Genomic DNA, 15,199 nt, shown 5'->3' on the forward strand with positions numbered 1-15,199 from the left:
TGCTGTCATTGCGTGGCCGGGAGTGGCGTGGCGGTCAGGCGCACCGACGCGAATACGGCCAGGCCGAGCGCGCACGAGACCAGCGCCAGCGGGTACAGCGTGCCGTCGAAGCTCGCGCCCACCACGGTGCCGACCGCGAACGCGACGCACATATATAAAGCGCCCATCAAGCCGGCGGCGGTGCCGGCCTGCTGCGGGAAGGGCGTGACCGAACCGGATTGCGAGACCGGAAAATTGACGCCGTGCGCGCCCATCGTCATGAACATGGCCAGCACCACCACGCTCCAATGCGCCAGGCCCGCGCCGACGGCGGCCAGGAACACGGCGCCGGCGGCCAGCGAGACGGTGCTGCCGATGCGCAGCGTGACGGCCGCGCCGAACAGCGGCAGCAGGCGGCGGCACACGATGGTCCCGGTGAGGTAGCCCGAGACGCCGATGGCGAAGCAGTAGCCGAACCATTCGGTCGGCACGCCCAGCACGCGGATCAGCACCAGCGAGGAACCGGAAATGAAAGCAAAGATCGATCCGAACGAGAGTGCGCCGGGCAGTGCGTGGGCCCAGAATTCGCGCGACCCGAGCACCAGCCGGTAGTTTTGCGCGAGGCCGCTTAACTCGGTCGCCTTCGGGTTTTTATGCAGGTTCGTCTCGGGCAGGCGCAGCACCACCGCCGCCAGCAGCAGCGCCGACAGGATCGACAGCGCCACGAAGGCGGCGCGCCAGCCAAAGGCCACCTGAAGGTAGGAGCCGAGAATCGGCCCGCTGAGCGGCGCGAGCGAAATCCAGGAACTGGCGCGCGCGATCACGCGCACGCTGTCGGCCGGTGCGTAGGCATCGCGCACGATGGCGCGGGCGACGATCACGCCCGAACAGCAGCCCAGGGCCTGGAGGAAGCGCGCCACGATCAGCAAGGTGATATCGGGCGCGGCCGCGCACAGCAGGCTGCCCACCACGTACAGGGACAGGCCCCAGATCAGCACCGGGCGCCGTCCGAAGCGGTCCGACAGCGGGCCGGCGACCAGCTGCGCGCCGCCGAAGCCGATCACGAACATCGACAAGGTCAGTTGCACGGTGGCGGCGGGCGCGCCGAAGCCGGTGGCCAGGCTCGGGAGCGACGCCAGGTACAAGTCGGTCGACAGGGGTTGGAGCATCAGCAGGCCGATGATCAGCAGCAGGACCGGCGCGTGCGCGTACTGCACCAGCGGGGCGATGGTGTCGGGCTGGCGCATTGTCACTGGCCGCGCAGGAACAGCTTGTCGAGCGAGGAGATGTCGAGCTGCACCCAGGTCGGGCGGCCGTGGTTGCACTGGTCGGCGCGTTCGGTGCTTTCCATCTGGCGCAGCAGGGCGTTCATTTCGGGCTGGTTCAGGATGCGGTTGGCGCGCACCGCGGTGTGGCAGGCCAGGGTGCCGAGCAATTCGTTGCGGCGCTCGATCAGCACGCGCGAGCCGCCGAATTCGCGCACGTCGCGCAGCACGTCGCGCGCCAGCGTCTGGGCGTCGGCGTTCTTGAGCAGGGCCGGCACCGAGCGCACCGCCAGGGTGGTCGGCGAGAGCGCGGCGATGTCGAAACCGAGCGCCTGCAAGGTGTCGCGGTTTTCCTGGGCGGTGCCCACTTCGACCGCGTCGGCGAAAAAGGTGACCGGGATCAGGAGCGCCTGGACTTGCATCTCCTGGCCGCCGACCTGCGCGTCGAGCGCGTTTTTCAGCTGTTCGTACAGAATCCGTTCGTGCGCGGCGTGCATGTCGACCAGCACCAGGCCCTTGGTGTTCTGCGCCAGGATATAAATACCGTGCAGCTGGGCCAGGGCGAAGCCGAGCGGGTATTCATCGTTCGACATCGTCTGCGCCGGCGCGGTGTAGGGCGTGACCGGGGCGCTGGCCGCGTTCGACGCGCCGGCGAACAGGGCGCCGTAGCTGTCCATGGTCTGCGCCACGCCGGGGGCGTCGTAGCGGCTGCCGGGCGGGTAGGGCGAGGGCGAATAGGTGGCCGAGAGCTGGGCGCCGAAACTGGTCTGCTCATGCTCGCGGCGCCATGAAGACACGCCCCCCACCTCGGCCGCCATCTGCGGCGCCGGTGCGTTGCCGTGGTCTGTGGCCGAGGTTTTAGCGAGCGCGCGCTGGACCGCGTGGAACACAAACTGGTGCACCGCGCGGCTGTCGCGGAAGCGCACTTCGATTTTCGACGGGTGCACGTTGACGTCGACCAGGGCCGGGTCGAGGTCGAGCGCCAGCACATAGGACGGAAAGCGGTCGCCATGCAGCACGTCCTGGTAAGCGGCGCGCACTGCGTGCACCAGCAGCTTGTCGCGCACGTAGCGCCCGTTCACGTAGAAGAACTGGCCGTCGGCACGCGCCTTGGAAGCGGTCGGCAGGCCGGCGTAGCCGTGCACGCGCAAGGGGCCGGCGCTTTCGTCGATGGCCAGGCGCGCCTCGGCGAAGTCGTTGCCGAGAATATGGGCGCTGCGGCGCGCCATCTCGCTCACGTTCCAGTGATCGATGGTGCGGCCGTTGTGCGACAGCGAAAACGCCACGTCCGGGCGCGCCAGCGCGATGCGGCGCACCACTTCGGCGCAGTGGCCGTATTCGGTCTGTTCGGATTTAAGGAATTTGCGCCGCGCCGGGGTATTGAAGTACAGGTCCTGGACGTCGATCGTGGTGCCGTGCGCGCCGGACGAGGGCGCGACGGTGCCGAGATGCGAGCCGGCGATTTCCCAGGCATGCGGGGCATCGGCCGTGCGCGAGGTCACCGAGACGGCGGCCACGGCCGCGATGGAGGCCAGCGCCTCGCCGCGAAAGCCGAGGGTGGCCACGTTTTCCAGGTCGGTCAGGGACGCGATTTTCGAGGTGGCGTGGCGGGCCAGGGCGAGCGGCAGCTGCTCGGGCGCGATGCCGCGGCCGTTGTCGGTGATGGCGATGCGTTTCACGCCGCCCTCTTCCAGGCGCACGGTGATCTGGGTGGCGCCGGCGTCGAGCGCGTTTTCGAGCAACTCCTTGACCACGGCGGACGGTCGCTCGACCACCTCGCCGGCGGCAATTTGCGAAATCAGCTGGTCGGGGAGGGCCTGGATCGGGCGGTGCGCGGAAATAGGAGCATTCATGCGCGAATTATATCCCCAGCGCCCGCGAATGCCGCAGCGCGCCCCAACTTCCCAACTTCCTACAACCGGGGTCAGAGCTTTAATTCGAAACATTGCGAAGTCCGGAGCCGGGAAACTGTCAGCACACCCTGATTGACAATTTTTCTTAAGGCAGACTGGCGAATTGTGGTGCGAATGCTGCAAAACGGACGTCGGGCATCCGTTTCGCAACTGAAAAGTTTCGAATAAAAGCTCTGACCCCGGTCAGGAAATTATGGTTGTTCGCGCACGGGGATGGGGGCGTTGCAGAGGTCGACGTGGCCGGCGGCAACTTTGGTCCAGGGGCCGCCGCGGTTGCGCTGGGCTTCGACCGCCGCTTTGTAGGCGGCGCTGTCGGTGCGCATCACTTCGAACTTGCTGCGCTCGGCCTCGGGCACATCGGCCGCGACCTTGAACGAGGCGATCGGGACGTGCTGCTCTTTCTTTTCATAAAAGCCCATCGGCGCCGGCCCGCGCGGCAGGGTCGATAGCAGTGGCATGCCGGCAACGACCCGGCCGACCACGGTGATGTTGCGGTCCAGGTGGCGCGGGGCGTGCCCGATCACCACGTACAGCGAGGAGCCGCCGCCGCTGTCGGCGCCATTGTCGCGCCCGACGCCAACCATGCCGTAGCAGTGGGCCAGCCAGGCCTGGCCGGTCCTGGGGTCGCGCGCCGACGGAAAGCCGTTCGAGTGTCCCACCTGGCGCGCATAGCCGTCGCGGTCGGGCAGGCGCGTGAAGCGGGTGTCGTTTTTCAGCGGGACCGTGAATTCGCCAGGCAGCGTGGCCTTGGCGGTTTTCATCGGACGCGGGTTCTTTTCATCCGCATCGCCCCATTGCACCACCCAGTTGTCTTGCGAGCGGATGATCGCCAGGCCATCGAAATAGTTTTCGCGGGCCAGCATTTTGATGTTCACCACATGCCGTGGAGCAAATGTGGGCGCAAGTTCGATCACCACCCGTCCGCCCGGCACTTCCATGTAGAGGGTATTCTCGGGGTCGAGCGCGCGCCAGTCCGATGGCTTGGAATCCTTGATCACGTCGGCCACGGTGCTCTTCGAGGGCAGTTCCCTGGCCGCTCCCGCACTGTGCGCGGGCAACGCCAGGCCGCCCGCAAGCACGGCCGCCACAATGCTGGCCTTGTTTATCCGGTGTTGCACTTCCATCTGTTGTCTCCAGGTCGGTTGGCGCGCATGTCGTCTGCGCTGCTCGGCACAATTGTAAACCGCAAGATAGCTAGTCAGGAAACTTCTGACATAGCGCAATTTTCTTGCGGAACCCCCTGTGACAGATACAATTTTTGACACAGAGTGATGTTATTATGCGGCGCTACCTTTTAGGATATCTATGGATCTGATGCAATTCTTCGACATGATTCTGCATGTCGATAAGACGCTGGGGGTGTTGCTGGCCCAATATGGCGTCTATGTTTACGCCGTCCTGTTTGCCATCGTGTTTTGCGAAACCGGCCTGGTCGTCTTGTTCTTCTTTCCTGGCGATACTCTTCTATTCATTGCGGGTGCGGCCTGCGCCACCGGCCAGCTCGATCCCTGGATCCTCACGGCACTCCTGATCACCGCCGCAGTCACCGGCAATACGGTCAATTACTGGATCGGCGAAAAAATCGGCCAGCGCGTGTTCACCCATAATTACCGCTGGATCAACAAGGATGCGCTTCACCGCACCCACGATTTCTTTGAAAAACACGGCGGCAAGACCATTATCCTGGCGCGCTTCGTGCCGGTGGTGCGCACCTTCGCGCCGTTCGTGGCGGGCGTGTCGGACATGACCCATGCGCGCTTCCAGTTCTATAACTTTGCCGGCGCCATCCTGTGGGTGGTCAGCCTGGTGACTGCCGGTTATTTCTTCGGCAACCTGCCGATCGTGCGCGATAACCTGACCATTATCGTGATGCTCGGGGTGGGCGCGGCGGTGGTGCCGCTGGCCCTCGGCGGTTTGTATAAAGTCAGCCGCAAGATGCTCAGCCGCTAAGCGGTTTCCCCACATCAATAGTTCCCTTCATCGGCGCGAATTTTTCGCGCCGATGTTGCTTTGTGGACTCAAGTTTTACGAGGCAGGTGCCGATAACCAGACTGTATTTCTAACTTTCTGGAACATCATGCGCAACCTGATCGCCTTCTTCGCTTGCAGTCTGGCCATCTCGACGGCAAGCGCCAACGATCCTCCCGCAGCCGCCAAGGCCGCCCCTGCCGCCCCTGCCACCAAACTTGGCGCGTCCAAGGCCGAGCCGGTCAAGCTGGCCGCGCTCGATACGCCCAAGGCGGCCGCGCCGTCGGCCAAGGCGGCTGCCGCCCAGGCCTTGAGCGAAGCGGACGCCGAAGCCGAGCTGTCGGCCAAGATCGCGGCGCGCCTGGCCCTCATGCGCGCCAACCAGGCCGCCCGCCTGGCCGCCGCCGCCAAAGCCAAAAAAGCCTCCGTGACGCGGCGCGAAGCCGTCGCCGCGATCACCCAGCCGCCGCCGGCGCGCCCGATCCACAGCGATACCTGGTCGTACGAGGGTGAGACCGGCCCGGCCAACTGGGGCAAGATCAACGCCGCCTGGACCAAGTGCGGGACCGGCACGCGCCAGTCGCCGATCGACCTGCGCGACGGCATGAAGGTCGACCTCGAACAGATCAGTTTCGATTACAAGCCATCGGGCTTCAACGTGGTCGATAACGGCCACACGGTGCAGGTCAATGTTGGCGCCGGCAATTTCATCACGGTGCAGAACCGCTCGTACGAGCTGATTCAGTTCCACTTCCATCGCCCGTCCGAGGAAAGGGTCAACGGCAAGGGCTTCGAGATGGTGGTGCACATGCTGCACAAGGATCCGGAAGGGCGCCTGGCCATGCTGGCGGTGCTGCTCGAACGCGGCAAGGGGAACAGCATGATCCAGACGGTGTGGAACAACCTGCCGCTGGAAAAGCTCGATGTGGTCAGCCCCAACGTGGTGCTCGACGTGGCCGAGATGCTGCCGCAGCGCCGCGATTACTTCACGTTCATGGGGTCGATGACCACGCCGCCCTGCAACGAGGGCGTGCTGTGGCTGGTGATGAAACAGCCGATGCAGGCCTCGCCGGCCCAGATGGCGCTGTTCTCGCGCATGTATCCGCTCAACGCCCGGCCGGTCCAGGCCAGCTCGGGACGGATGATCAAGGAGTCGAACTAGGGTTCGATGCTGACCGTGTGCGCGCCGCGCCAGGCGGCGCCCGGGGCCAGGGTTACCGGTTCGATCAGGGCCGGTTCGATGCACACGAAGCGCCGGTACTCGGCGTCTTGCATGTCGTTCAGCGCGGCCGCGTCGAGCGCACCCGGGTTCCACACCACCGCGTCGGTAAAGCCGCTTTGCGCAAGGCGCAGGGTGGCGCTGCCGTCGGCGAGCGTCATGGCGCCGTCGATATGACGGTAGATGTGGTCGAACTTGTCGTCGATCTGTAGCGCCCCTTCCTGCACGCCGCCGATGCGCACGCGCGCCAGTTCGCCGACCAAAAAGTAGGTGTGCAGCGCGGCCGAAAACGCAAACGCATCGGCGCCCGTGTTGGCCACCTCGAACGCCAGCGCCAGCGCGGCGCCGTTCACTTCCACCCGCAAGGTCAAGGCAAAAGCGTGCGGCCAGGCGTGCGCCAGCGCCGCGGGCAGATCGCTGTTTTCCAGGGCGAAGACGGCAAAGCCGGCGCCGCTCTCTTGCACGCGCCAGGTGGCCACGCGCGCAAAACCGTGGCGCATGCCGGTGCCGCGTTCGGCGAACTGCGGGAAGATTACCGGCACGCCGCCACGAATCGCGCGGCTGCCGTCAAGCTTGGACGCGGCGCTGCAGAACAGGCGCTCGGCGCCATCGGCCCCCTGCCACGACACCAGATGCGCACCGTACAGGGTGACGATGGCCTGGGCGCCGTCGGCGCTGCGGATGCGCACGGCCGGCAGTTGGCCGTAGTCGACCATGTCGATGGTACTCGTGGATTCATTCATGTCTGGCGGCCCTTGGCCAGCGGCGGATTGGCCGCGAAATAGCGCCGGATGCCCTTGGTGATGGCGGCCGCGATCTGGTCCTGGTAGCCGTTGTCGCGCAGCTTGGCTTCTTCTTCGGGATTCGAAATGAAGGCCGTTTCGATCAGGATCGACGGGATGTCGGGCGCCTTGAGCACCGCAAAGCCGGCCTGTTCGACCGAGCCTTTGTGCAGGCGCGCGATGCCGCTGATTTCGCCCAGCACCGCTTTGCCGAGCTTCATGGAGTCGTTGATCTGGGCCGTGGTGGACAGGTCGAGCAGCACGCTGGCGATCTGCTTGTCGTGGCTCTGGATGTTCACGCCGCCGATGGCGTCGGCCAGGTTTTCCTTGTTGGCGAGCCAGCGCGCGGCGGTGGAGGTGGCGCCTTTTTCGGACAGCACGAACACCGACGAGCCGCGCGCGGTCGGCAGCATGAAGGCGTCGGCGTGGATCGACACGAACAGGTCGGCCTGCACCTTGCGCGCTTTTTCGACGCGCACGCCGAGCGGCACGAAGTAGTCGCCGTCGCGGGTGAGCATGACGCGCATGTTGGGCAGTTCTTCGAGCTTGAACTTGAGCCGCTTGGCGATCGCCAGCACGATGTCTTTTTCGCGCGTGCCGGACGCGCCGATCGCACCCGGGTCTTCGCCGCCGTGGCCAGGGTCGAGCGCAATGGTCATCATGCGCACCACCTTGCCGCCCTTGTCATTTTTCTCGTTCTTTTGCGCGGCTATGCGCGGCGGGTCGGGACGGATCGGGGCTGGCTCGGGCAGGTCCGGCTTTGGCGCCGGCACGGCCGGTTGGGCCAGCACCGGCCCGGCCGGCGGCAGCGGCGCCGGCGGCTGCGCCGGAGGCACCACCACCACCACCGGCGGCGTGACCACCGGCGGCAGCGGCGGGTTGACGGCCGGCGGCGTTGTCGCGGCCGGCGGCGTGGCGGCAATCGGGGGCTTGGGCGCGGGCGCCGGCAGTTCCGGGTTGCCGGCCGGCGCGTCGGCGCGCGACCACTCGCCTTTTTCGATCATCGCCGCGATCGGATCGACCGGCTTGACCGGATACAGGTCGAAAATCAGGCGGTGCTTGTAGCTGCCGACGGGCGCCAGCGTAAACACCTGCGGCTTGATTTCTTCTTTCAGGTCGAACACCAGGCGCACCACGTTGGGCCGGTTCTGGCCCACGCGCACCTGCTTGATGTACGGGTCGCCCGACTGGATCTTGGCCACCAGGCCTTTGAGGGTCGGATTGAGTTCGAGCCCTTCGATGTCGACCACGAGACGCTGCGGGTCGGGCACGGTGAAGTGCGTGACTTTGAGGTCGCTGTCGTTTTCGAGCGTGACGCGGGTGTAGTCGGCCGCCGGCCAGACGCGCACCGCGAGAATTTGCGCGGCGGCAGCGGGCAGGATCGGGAATACGGAAAGCAGCAGCGTACCGCCAGCTTTCAGGATGGTGCGCCGGGTGACTGCTCCCGGTATCAAAGGTTTGGTGCGAATGTAAGGCGGTCGAGGCATAGCAAACCCAGGTCAGACAACGCTTGCAATTCTACATCACGGCCGAGCCCGGCAACGTGAAGGAATACACGCAAGTCGGGCGGCGGCAGTACCGGGTCGGCTTTTTCCGGCCATTCGACGATGCAAATGTTGTCGCCGTTAAATTCTTCGCGGAATCCGGCGTCCAGGAATTCTTCGGCACTGGCCATGCGGTACAGGTCGAAATGGATCACATTGACCGTGCGGCCGTCCAGGTCGATGCGGTACGGTTCGGACAAGGTGTAGGTCGGGCTCTTGACGGTGCCGGCATGCCCGGCCGCGTGCAGCAGCGAACGGGTGAGGGCGGTCTTGCCTGCGCCAAGGTCGCCGTGCAGGTGGATGGACAGCCCCGGCAGCAGCGCGCGCGCCAGTGCGGCGCCCAGTGCGGTGGTGCCGGCTTCGTCATGGAGGTGGGCTTTGAAGTGCTGCATGGAATAGAATGTGATCTGTGATGTTTGCCAGTCTCCGATTGTACTCCCGCCCAGCATGCTTTCTTCCTCTACCGAATCCGATCTGTCCGCTTTGGCGCAGTCCATCAAGCAATGGGGCCGCGAGCTCGGCTTTGGCGAGGTGCGCATCAGCGATGCCGACCTGTCGCACGCCGAAGCGGGCCTGCAAGCCTGGCTCGACGCCGGCCGCCATGGCGAGATGGATTACATGGCCAGCCATGGCATGAAGCGCGCCCGTCCGGCCGAACTGGTGCCGGGCACGGTGCGGGTCATCAGTGCGCGCATGGACTATTTGCCGTCCGCCACGCCCGACGACTGGCGCGAACGCGAGGCGGCGCGCCTGCGCGATCCGGGCGCGGCCGTCATTTCGGTCTATGCGCGCGGCCGCGATTACCATAAGGTGCTGCGCAGCCGCTTGCAGCAACTGGCCGAGCGCATCGAGCGCGAGACCGGGCAGCTCGGTTTTCGGGTGTTTACCGATTCGGCGCCGGTGATGGAGCTGCCGCTGGCCGAAAAAGCCGGGATCGGCTGGCGCGGCAAGCATACCTTGATCCTGAATCGCGATGCGGGGTCGATGTTTTTCATTGGCGAAATCCTGGTGGACGTGGCGCTGCCGGTCGATGCGCCGGCCAGCGCCCATTGCGGCCAGTGCAGTGCGTGCATCACGGCCTGCCCGACCCAGGCGATTTTGTCGCCGGGGCGGCTCGATGCGCGCCGCTGCATTTCCTACCTGACCATCGAGTTAAAAAACAGCATCCCGGAAGAGCTGCGCCCGCTGATCGGCAACCGCGTATATGGCTGCGACGATTGTCAGACAGCGTGCCCGTGGAATAAGTTCGCGCAAAAGGCGGTGGTGCCCGATTTTGATGAACGCAACGCGCTCGGCAGCGCCGACATGGTCAGTCTGTTCGGCTGGAGCGAGGAGGAGTTCGGGCGCCGGCTGGAAGGCAGCCCGATCCGGCGCATCGGGCACGAGCGCTGGCTGCGCAATCTGGCGGTGGGTTTGGGCAATGCGGCCGAGGCACGCAAGGGCGATGCGGCCATCGTGGCGGCCTTGCAGGCGCGCGCGGACCATGACTCGCCAATGGTGCGCGAGCATGTGGCGTGGGCGCTGGGAAGGCATGCGGAGTAATCTCGACTAACGCCTATACGCATTCAGAACCGTTACACTCCAAACCGTCTTCCCCGCGCCAAGGCGGCCCTCGGCGGGGATCCATAGCACCTATGATCAACGGTGCTATGGATTCCCGCCTGCGCGGGAACGACGGGGTACCTATTTGCAACCACGGTGGATCTCACAAACCACCGTAGCTATTTCCCCTACAAGCGCTTCAACCTCACCGCCGACCAGTCGCTGTCCATCGACACCATCGCCACGCCCGTCACGCCGCGTTCCTTGGCCCAGGCAAAAATGGAATCCCTGCTCAGGTCGGTGGCCTTGGGCGCGCTCGGCTTGAGGTAGGCCACCCACAAGGACCCTTTCTCGCCCAGCCGCTGCAATGCGGCGGGGAACCATTTTTCGAGCTCATCCTGGCTCAGCGCGAACACCAGCACCACGTCCGCCGGCCCTTCTTCCTCGTTGATCAAGCTCTTCGGCAACTGTTCCATCATGGCCGGATGGACCCCGCCATTGAAGACCGCCAGCGACCTGGCCGTCTTCAGGTACATCTTGTCGGCTATCGTTTTCTCACTCATCGGATAGTACCCAGATTGAAATAGGAAGCGAAATTATGCTACCAGTGTTTGACCCGGGTACGCACCATTGCGTTCATTTTCATGTTGATGATGCTGTTCAGTTTCTTTATGGCCACTTTTGCCGAAGCGGTCCCACAGGCGGTCGTGGAAGGGCAGGACGATGACGTTGAGCACCGGTTCGATCAGCGCGGCCAGGCCGCCAAAGGCGAGCGAGCCGCTGGCCCAGGCCATCACGCCGAACGCCACCGCAATGTGCAAACCGGTCTGGCTGAGCTTTTCCAGCCCCAGCGCCAGCATCCGTTGGCGCGCCGTGCGCGCCAGCCTGGCGAGCGCGTGCCAGGCTTTTTCGTGCAGCGGCAGCAAGGCCACGTTGATGATGGGCTCGATCACGGCGGCCAGCCCGCCCAGCGCGGCCGAGCCGGTCATCAGCCAGGTCAGCGCGAAGGCGATCCCCATGTGGGTGGCGATGCGGCTGGTGGTTTTTGCGGCTGTCCTGACCATGGCGGCCCTTCCAATGCGTGTTCGATCAGTAAATGATAATCGTTCTCATTTGGAAAAGACAGTTGATTGTGTATCTTGCTGCGATAGCGTGTGGCTATTCCCAGGGAAAGCTGCCGCTTATTTCAGCAGACCGGCCAGTTCCACCGCGGTCTTGACCTGCATTTTGTCGAAGATGTGGGCGCGGTGCACTTCCACCGTGCGCATGCTGATGCCGAGCTGGTCGGCGACGACCTTGTTCATCTTGCCGGCCAGGATCAGGTCGAGCACTTCGCGTTCGCGCGCCGACAGGCTGGCCAGGCGCGCCTGCACCGCTGCGGCCGCGCCCGCCTGGCGCGACAGGGCCAGCGCTTCTTCCACCCGGTCCATCAGGCGGTTGCCGTCGAACGGCTTTTCGAAGAAGTCGAAGGCGCCGCGTTTCAGGCTGTCGACCGCCATCGGCACGTCGCCGTGGCCGGTCAGGAAAATGACGGGCAGGCGCGCGGTCAGGCCGCGCGCGACCAGCTGGTCGAACACGGCCACGCCGTTGATGTCGGGCATGCGCACATCGAGCAGCAGGCAGTCGCCCTGGGCGTCGAAGCGGGCCGCGGCCTGGTCCAGGAAAAGCTGGGCGCTGGCGTGCCCGCAGGCGTCAATGCCGCGCGAGCGCGCCAGCCAGACGAGCGAGTCGCGCAAAACGTCCTCGTCATCGACGATATGCAACATGGAAAGTCTCCGGTTTTTCGCGTAGTCTACCCCAGCGGCGCCGCTTGCGCCGGCAAGCTGAAGCTGAAGATGGTGCCGCCGTCCGGATTGGCGGCGTGTTTCAGGCTGCCGCCATGAAATTCGACGGCGCTGCGGCACACCGACAAGCCCATTCCCATGCCTTCGGCCTTGGTCGAGAAGAACGGCGAAAACAGGCGCTCGGCCACCTCCGGCGCAATCCCGTGGCCCTGGTCGATCACGGCCACGCACACCTGGCCCTGCTCGCAGGTGGCGGCGATGCGCAGCAGGCGCCGTGCGGGGGCGATGTCCTGCATGGCTTCGATGCCGTTGCGGGTCAGGTTGAGCAAGACTTGCTCGAGCATCATGCGGTCGGCGCTCACGCACGGCAGGCCGGGCGCGATGCTGGTCTCGACCAGCACGTAAAACTTGCGCGCCTGCAGTTCGATCAGGGCGTGGATGCCGTCGACCAGTGCCTGCACGCCAATCTGCTGGCGCTGCGGTTCGCGCTTTTTGACGAACTCGTGCACGCTGCGGATGATCTGGCCGGCGCGCTGGGCTTGCAGGCTGGCCTGTTCCAGCGCCGGCTGCAGCAGGCCGGCGTCGACGCTTTGTCCTTTGTCTTGCGCCCGTCCCAGCACGTTGAGGGCGCCGGTGGTGTAGCTGGCGATCGCCGCCAGCGGCTGGTTCAGCTCGTGCGCCAGCATCGAGGAAATTTCGCCCATGGTGGCCAGGCGGGCGCTGGCCTGCAATTTTTCCTGCTGCTGGCGGTTGAGTTCTTCGACGCGTTTCAGGTCGGAGATGTCGAGAATCGAGCTCATCCAGCCGGTCTGGCGCCCGTCGCTGTCGACCAGCGGCGCCTCGAAAATGAGCACCGGCACGCGCGCGCCGTCGCTGCGCTGGAAGATGGTTTCGAACTGCTGGGTCGCTTCGCCCGCCAGCACCGAGGCGAAGCGCTGCTGGTAGACCGCCATCGCTTCCGGCGCCCAGTAGGGCATGGGCGGGGTCTTGCCCAGCAGTTCCTCGGCCGGATAACCGACCATCCGGCAGAACGCCGGGTTGACGTAGGTGACCCGCCCTTCCAGGTCGCGCGCGCGCAGGCCGGTGACCAGCGAGTTTTCCATGGCGGTGCGAAACGCCATCTGCTGGCGCAGCGCGCCCTCGGCCGCCAGGCGGCGCGCGATGTGGCGCCACAAGGCCATCAGGCTGATCAACAGGCCGAGGGCCAGCAGCACCACCGAGCCGACCAGCAGGTTGGGCAGCAGGCGCGGTTCGCTCTTGACGCTGTCGGTGGCCAGCATGACCGTGGCGCCAGTCAGGTCGAGCGCGCGTTTGTGGGTGTACACGCCGCGCCCCGGGCCGGCGGCGGCGCGCTTGGCCAGCACGGTCTCGTCGCGGTCGACCAGGGAAATGGCGTTGTCCTGCGCGAACCACCAGGGCACGGTTTCGTCGAGCAGGATCTTGAGGTCGACCGTGGCCACCAGGCTGCCCACGTAAGCGCCGTCGTGAAACAGCGGCAGGTGGTAGTCGAGCAGGCGCTTGCCGGGCGCGGCGCCCGGGTACGGTTCGGCGTAGCGGCCGACCCGGCCGGCGCGCGCCATCTCGGCCGTATCTTGCGCGGGCGCGCGCAGCGAGGGCGCGCCCGGCGCCGCGCTGGCGGCCAGCAGGCGCAGGCCAGGGTCGAACCAGCGCACCTGCTCCAACTCGTGGCTGAGTTTGAGCATCTGGGCCAGGCGCGCGCGCAGCGCCGCGTCGTCCAGCTTGCCTTCGGCGACTTCGGCGCCGAGCGCGGCCAGCGCTTCTTCGTTGCGGGTGAGCTCGAAACGGATGGTTTGCTCGACCCATAAGGTGTCGGCAATCAATTGTTCCTGGCGCTCGGTGGTTTCCATCTGGCGCGCCTGCCACGGCAGCCAGAACAGCACCGCTAAAAACAACAGTACCAACAGTACCGGCATCAGCCAGCGCCACAGGCCGCCAAGAACGAAACGGGGCCTTGCGGGCCGCGGAGATGAATTCATAATCACAAGTTGTCCGTAATTGTCCGTCTTGGCTATTGTGGAGTTCTACTGTTGCAGTGCAGAATGGTGGTCGGGAGTCCGCATTGCGGTCAAGAAACGTTGGTTTTCGTAAATTTGGAGACAGAATGCAAATTAAATCGCTCGTCGTCGCGCTCGCCGCAACGGTCAGTTTCAGTGCATGGGCGCAAGCGCCGATCGTGATCAAATTCAGCCATGTTGTGGCAACCGACACACCGAAAGGGCAGGCCGCCGAACGCTTCAAGGAGCTGGCCGAGAAAGCCACAAAGGGCCGCGTCAAGGTGGAAGTCTACCCGAACAGCCAGCTGTACAAGGACAAGGAAGAGCTCGAAGCCTTGCAACTGGGCGCGGTGCAGATGCTGGCGCCATCGCTGGCCAAGTTCGGACCGCTCGGCGTGAAAGAATTCGAAGCGTTTGATCTGCCATACATTTTCCCGACCAAGGCTGCGCTGTACAGCGTGACCGAAGGCCCGATCGGCAAGAGCCTGCTGCAAAAGCTCGAGCCGAAGGGCATTACGGGTCTTGCGTACTGGGATAACGGCTTCAAGGTGATGTCGGCCAACAAGCAGTTGCGCGTGCCGGCCGATTTCCGTGGCCAGAAGCTGCGCATCCAGTCGTCCAAGGTGCTCGACGCGCAGATGCGCGCCCTCGGCGCCAATCCGCAGGTGCTGGCCTTCTCCGAGGTGTACCAGGCGCTGCAGACCGGCGTGGTCGACGGCACCGAGAATCCGCCATCGAACATGTTCACCCAGAAAATGCACGAAGTGCAGAAGCACGTGACCCTGTCGAACCACGGTTACCTGGGCTATGCCGTCATCGTCAACAAGAAGTTCTGGGATGGCTTGCCGGCCGATATCCGCACCAGTCTGACGACGGCCATGCGCGACGCCACCACGTTCGAGAAAGCCATCGCCCAGCGCGATAACGACATGGCGCTCGAAGCGATCAAGAAAACCGGCAAGACCGCCATCTACACGCCAACCGCGGCCGAACAGGCCGAATGGCGCAAGATGCTGCTGCCGGTGCATAAACAGATGGAAAGCCGCATCGGCGCCGAGCTGATTGGCGCGATCAACAAGACCGCCGCCGCCGCCAAGTAATCACGCAGTACCAGGGCGGGCGCCGCTGCATGCGGTGCCCGCCTTCATGCATTTCCCCATTCCCCTTCCTTAATTTACAGATTCGACA

At 65.0% G+C, this 15,199-nt stretch carries 14 protein-coding genes; 4 read left to right on the top strand and 10 right to left on the bottom strand.

What is annotated here, in order from left to right; genetic code table 11:
* Positions 1 to 5: 5 nt before the first annotated feature.
* From F1609_RS01670 to F1609_RS01680, 3 genes are all read right to left on the bottom strand, one after another.
* Positions 6 to 1,226, bottom strand: coding sequence for a multidrug effflux MFS transporter (locus F1609_RS01670; RefSeq protein WP_167074012.1), 1,221 nt, complete (start codon positions 1,224 to 1,226; stop codon positions 6 to 8).
* A gap of 2 nt (positions 1,227 to 1,228) precedes the next feature.
* The gene (gene mutL, locus F1609_RS01675) at positions 1,229 to 3,097 is read right to left on the bottom strand and encodes a DNA mismatch repair endonuclease MutL (RefSeq protein WP_167074014.1); all 1,869 of its coding nucleotides are present in this window, start codon (positions 3,095 to 3,097) and stop codon (positions 1,229 to 1,231) included.
* A gap of 251 nt (positions 3,098 to 3,348) precedes the next feature.
* Positions 3,349 to 4,281 carry a peptidylprolyl isomerase gene (locus F1609_RS01680; RefSeq protein ID WP_167074016.1) on the bottom strand — a complete coding sequence of 311 codons (933 nt, stop codon included), beginning with the start codon at positions 4,279 to 4,281 and terminating at the stop codon, positions 3,349 to 3,351.
* Between the two features lie 181 nt (positions 4,282 to 4,462).
* On the opposite strand from F1609_RS01680, the gene F1609_RS01685 reads away from it, so the two are divergent.
* Positions 4,463 to 5,107, top strand: a complete 645-nt coding sequence (locus tag F1609_RS01685; RefSeq protein WP_167074018.1) for a VTT domain-containing protein — start codon at positions 4,463 to 4,465, stop codon at positions 5,105 to 5,107.
* Between the two features lie 127 nt (positions 5,108 to 5,234).
* Positions 5,235 to 6,287 carry a carbonic anhydrase gene (locus tag F1609_RS01690; RefSeq protein ID WP_167074020.1) on the top strand — a complete coding sequence of 351 codons (1,053 nt, stop codon included), beginning with the start codon at positions 5,235 to 5,237 and terminating at the stop codon, positions 6,285 to 6,287.
* Here the strand turns inward: F1609_RS01690 and F1609_RS01695 are convergent.
* The 3 genes from F1609_RS01695 to tsaE are packed head-to-tail and all read right to left on the bottom strand — an operon-like array spanning position 6,284 to position 9,062.
* Positions 6,284 to 7,087 carry a D-hexose-6-phosphate mutarotase gene (locus tag F1609_RS01695; RefSeq protein WP_187362888.1) on the bottom strand — a complete coding sequence of 268 codons (804 nt, stop codon included), beginning with the start codon at positions 7,085 to 7,087 and terminating at the stop codon, positions 6,284 to 6,286. The two genes, F1609_RS01690 and F1609_RS01695, sit on opposite strands and share 4 nt — an antisense overlap.
* Positions 7,084 to 8,613 (bottom strand): N-acetylmuramoyl-L-alanine amidase, encoded by a 1,530-nt coding sequence (locus F1609_RS01700; protein ID WP_167074022.1) that lies wholly within the window; start codon positions 8,611 to 8,613, stop codon positions 7,084 to 7,086. Before F1609_RS01700 ends, F1609_RS01695 begins: the two co-directional genes overlap by 4 nt.
* Positions 8,577 to 9,062, bottom strand: a complete 486-nt coding sequence (gene tsaE, locus F1609_RS01705) for a tRNA (adenosine(37)-N6)-threonylcarbamoyltransferase complex ATPase subunit type 1 TsaE (protein WP_167074024.1) — start codon at positions 9,060 to 9,062, stop codon at positions 8,577 to 8,579. Before tsaE ends, F1609_RS01700 begins: the two co-directional genes overlap by 37 nt.
* A 55-nt stretch (positions 9,063 to 9,117) precedes the next feature.
* Between tsaE and queG the strand changes: the two genes are divergently transcribed.
* Positions 9,118 to 10,212 (top strand): tRNA epoxyqueuosine(34) reductase QueG, encoded by a 1,095-nt coding sequence (gene queG / locus F1609_RS01710; RefSeq protein ID WP_167074029.1) that lies wholly within the window; start codon positions 9,118 to 9,120, stop codon positions 10,210 to 10,212.
* A 188-nt stretch (positions 10,213 to 10,400) separates the two neighbouring features.
* Here queG and F1609_RS01715 read toward each other — a convergent pair whose 3' ends face one another.
* The 4 genes from F1609_RS01715 to F1609_RS01730 all read right to left on the bottom strand — a co-directional run bounded on the left by F1609_RS01715 (position 10,401) and on the right by F1609_RS01730 (position 13,930).
* On the bottom strand, positions 10,401 to 10,775 hold the full coding sequence (locus F1609_RS01715) for a DUF3052 family protein (protein ID WP_167074031.1): 375 nt from the start codon (positions 10,773 to 10,775) through the stop codon (positions 10,401 to 10,403).
* A 33-nt stretch (positions 10,776 to 10,808) separates the two neighbouring features.
* Positions 10,809 to 11,276: a DUF2061 domain-containing protein gene (locus F1609_RS01720; protein ID WP_167074033.1), complete on the bottom strand. Its 468-nt coding sequence runs from the start codon at positions 11,274 to 11,276 to the stop codon at positions 10,809 to 10,811.
* Positions 11,277 to 11,393: 117 nt separating this feature from the next.
* Positions 11,394 to 11,978 carry a response regulator transcription factor gene (locus tag F1609_RS01725; RefSeq protein ID WP_167074035.1) on the bottom strand — a complete coding sequence of 195 codons (585 nt, stop codon included), beginning with the start codon at positions 11,976 to 11,978 and terminating at the stop codon, positions 11,394 to 11,396.
* Between the two features lie 26 nt (positions 11,979 to 12,004).
* The gene (locus tag F1609_RS01730; protein WP_229421548.1) at positions 12,005 to 13,930 is read right to left on the bottom strand and encodes a sensor histidine kinase; all 1,926 of its coding nucleotides are present in this window, start codon (positions 13,928 to 13,930) and stop codon (positions 12,005 to 12,007) included.
* Positions 13,931 to 14,118: 188 nt separating this feature from the next.
* Between F1609_RS01730 and F1609_RS01735 the strand changes: the two genes are divergently transcribed.
* Positions 14,119 to 15,111, top strand: a complete 993-nt coding sequence (locus F1609_RS01735) for a TRAP transporter substrate-binding protein (RefSeq protein ID WP_167074039.1) — start codon at positions 14,119 to 14,121, stop codon at positions 15,109 to 15,111.
* Positions 15,112 to 15,199: the final 88 nt, after the last annotated feature.

The sequence above is a fragment of the Massilia aquatica genome, assembly GCF_011682045.1.
Taxonomy (GTDB): Bacteria; Pseudomonadota; Gammaproteobacteria; order Burkholderiales; family Burkholderiaceae_D; genus Telluria_A; species Telluria_A aquatica.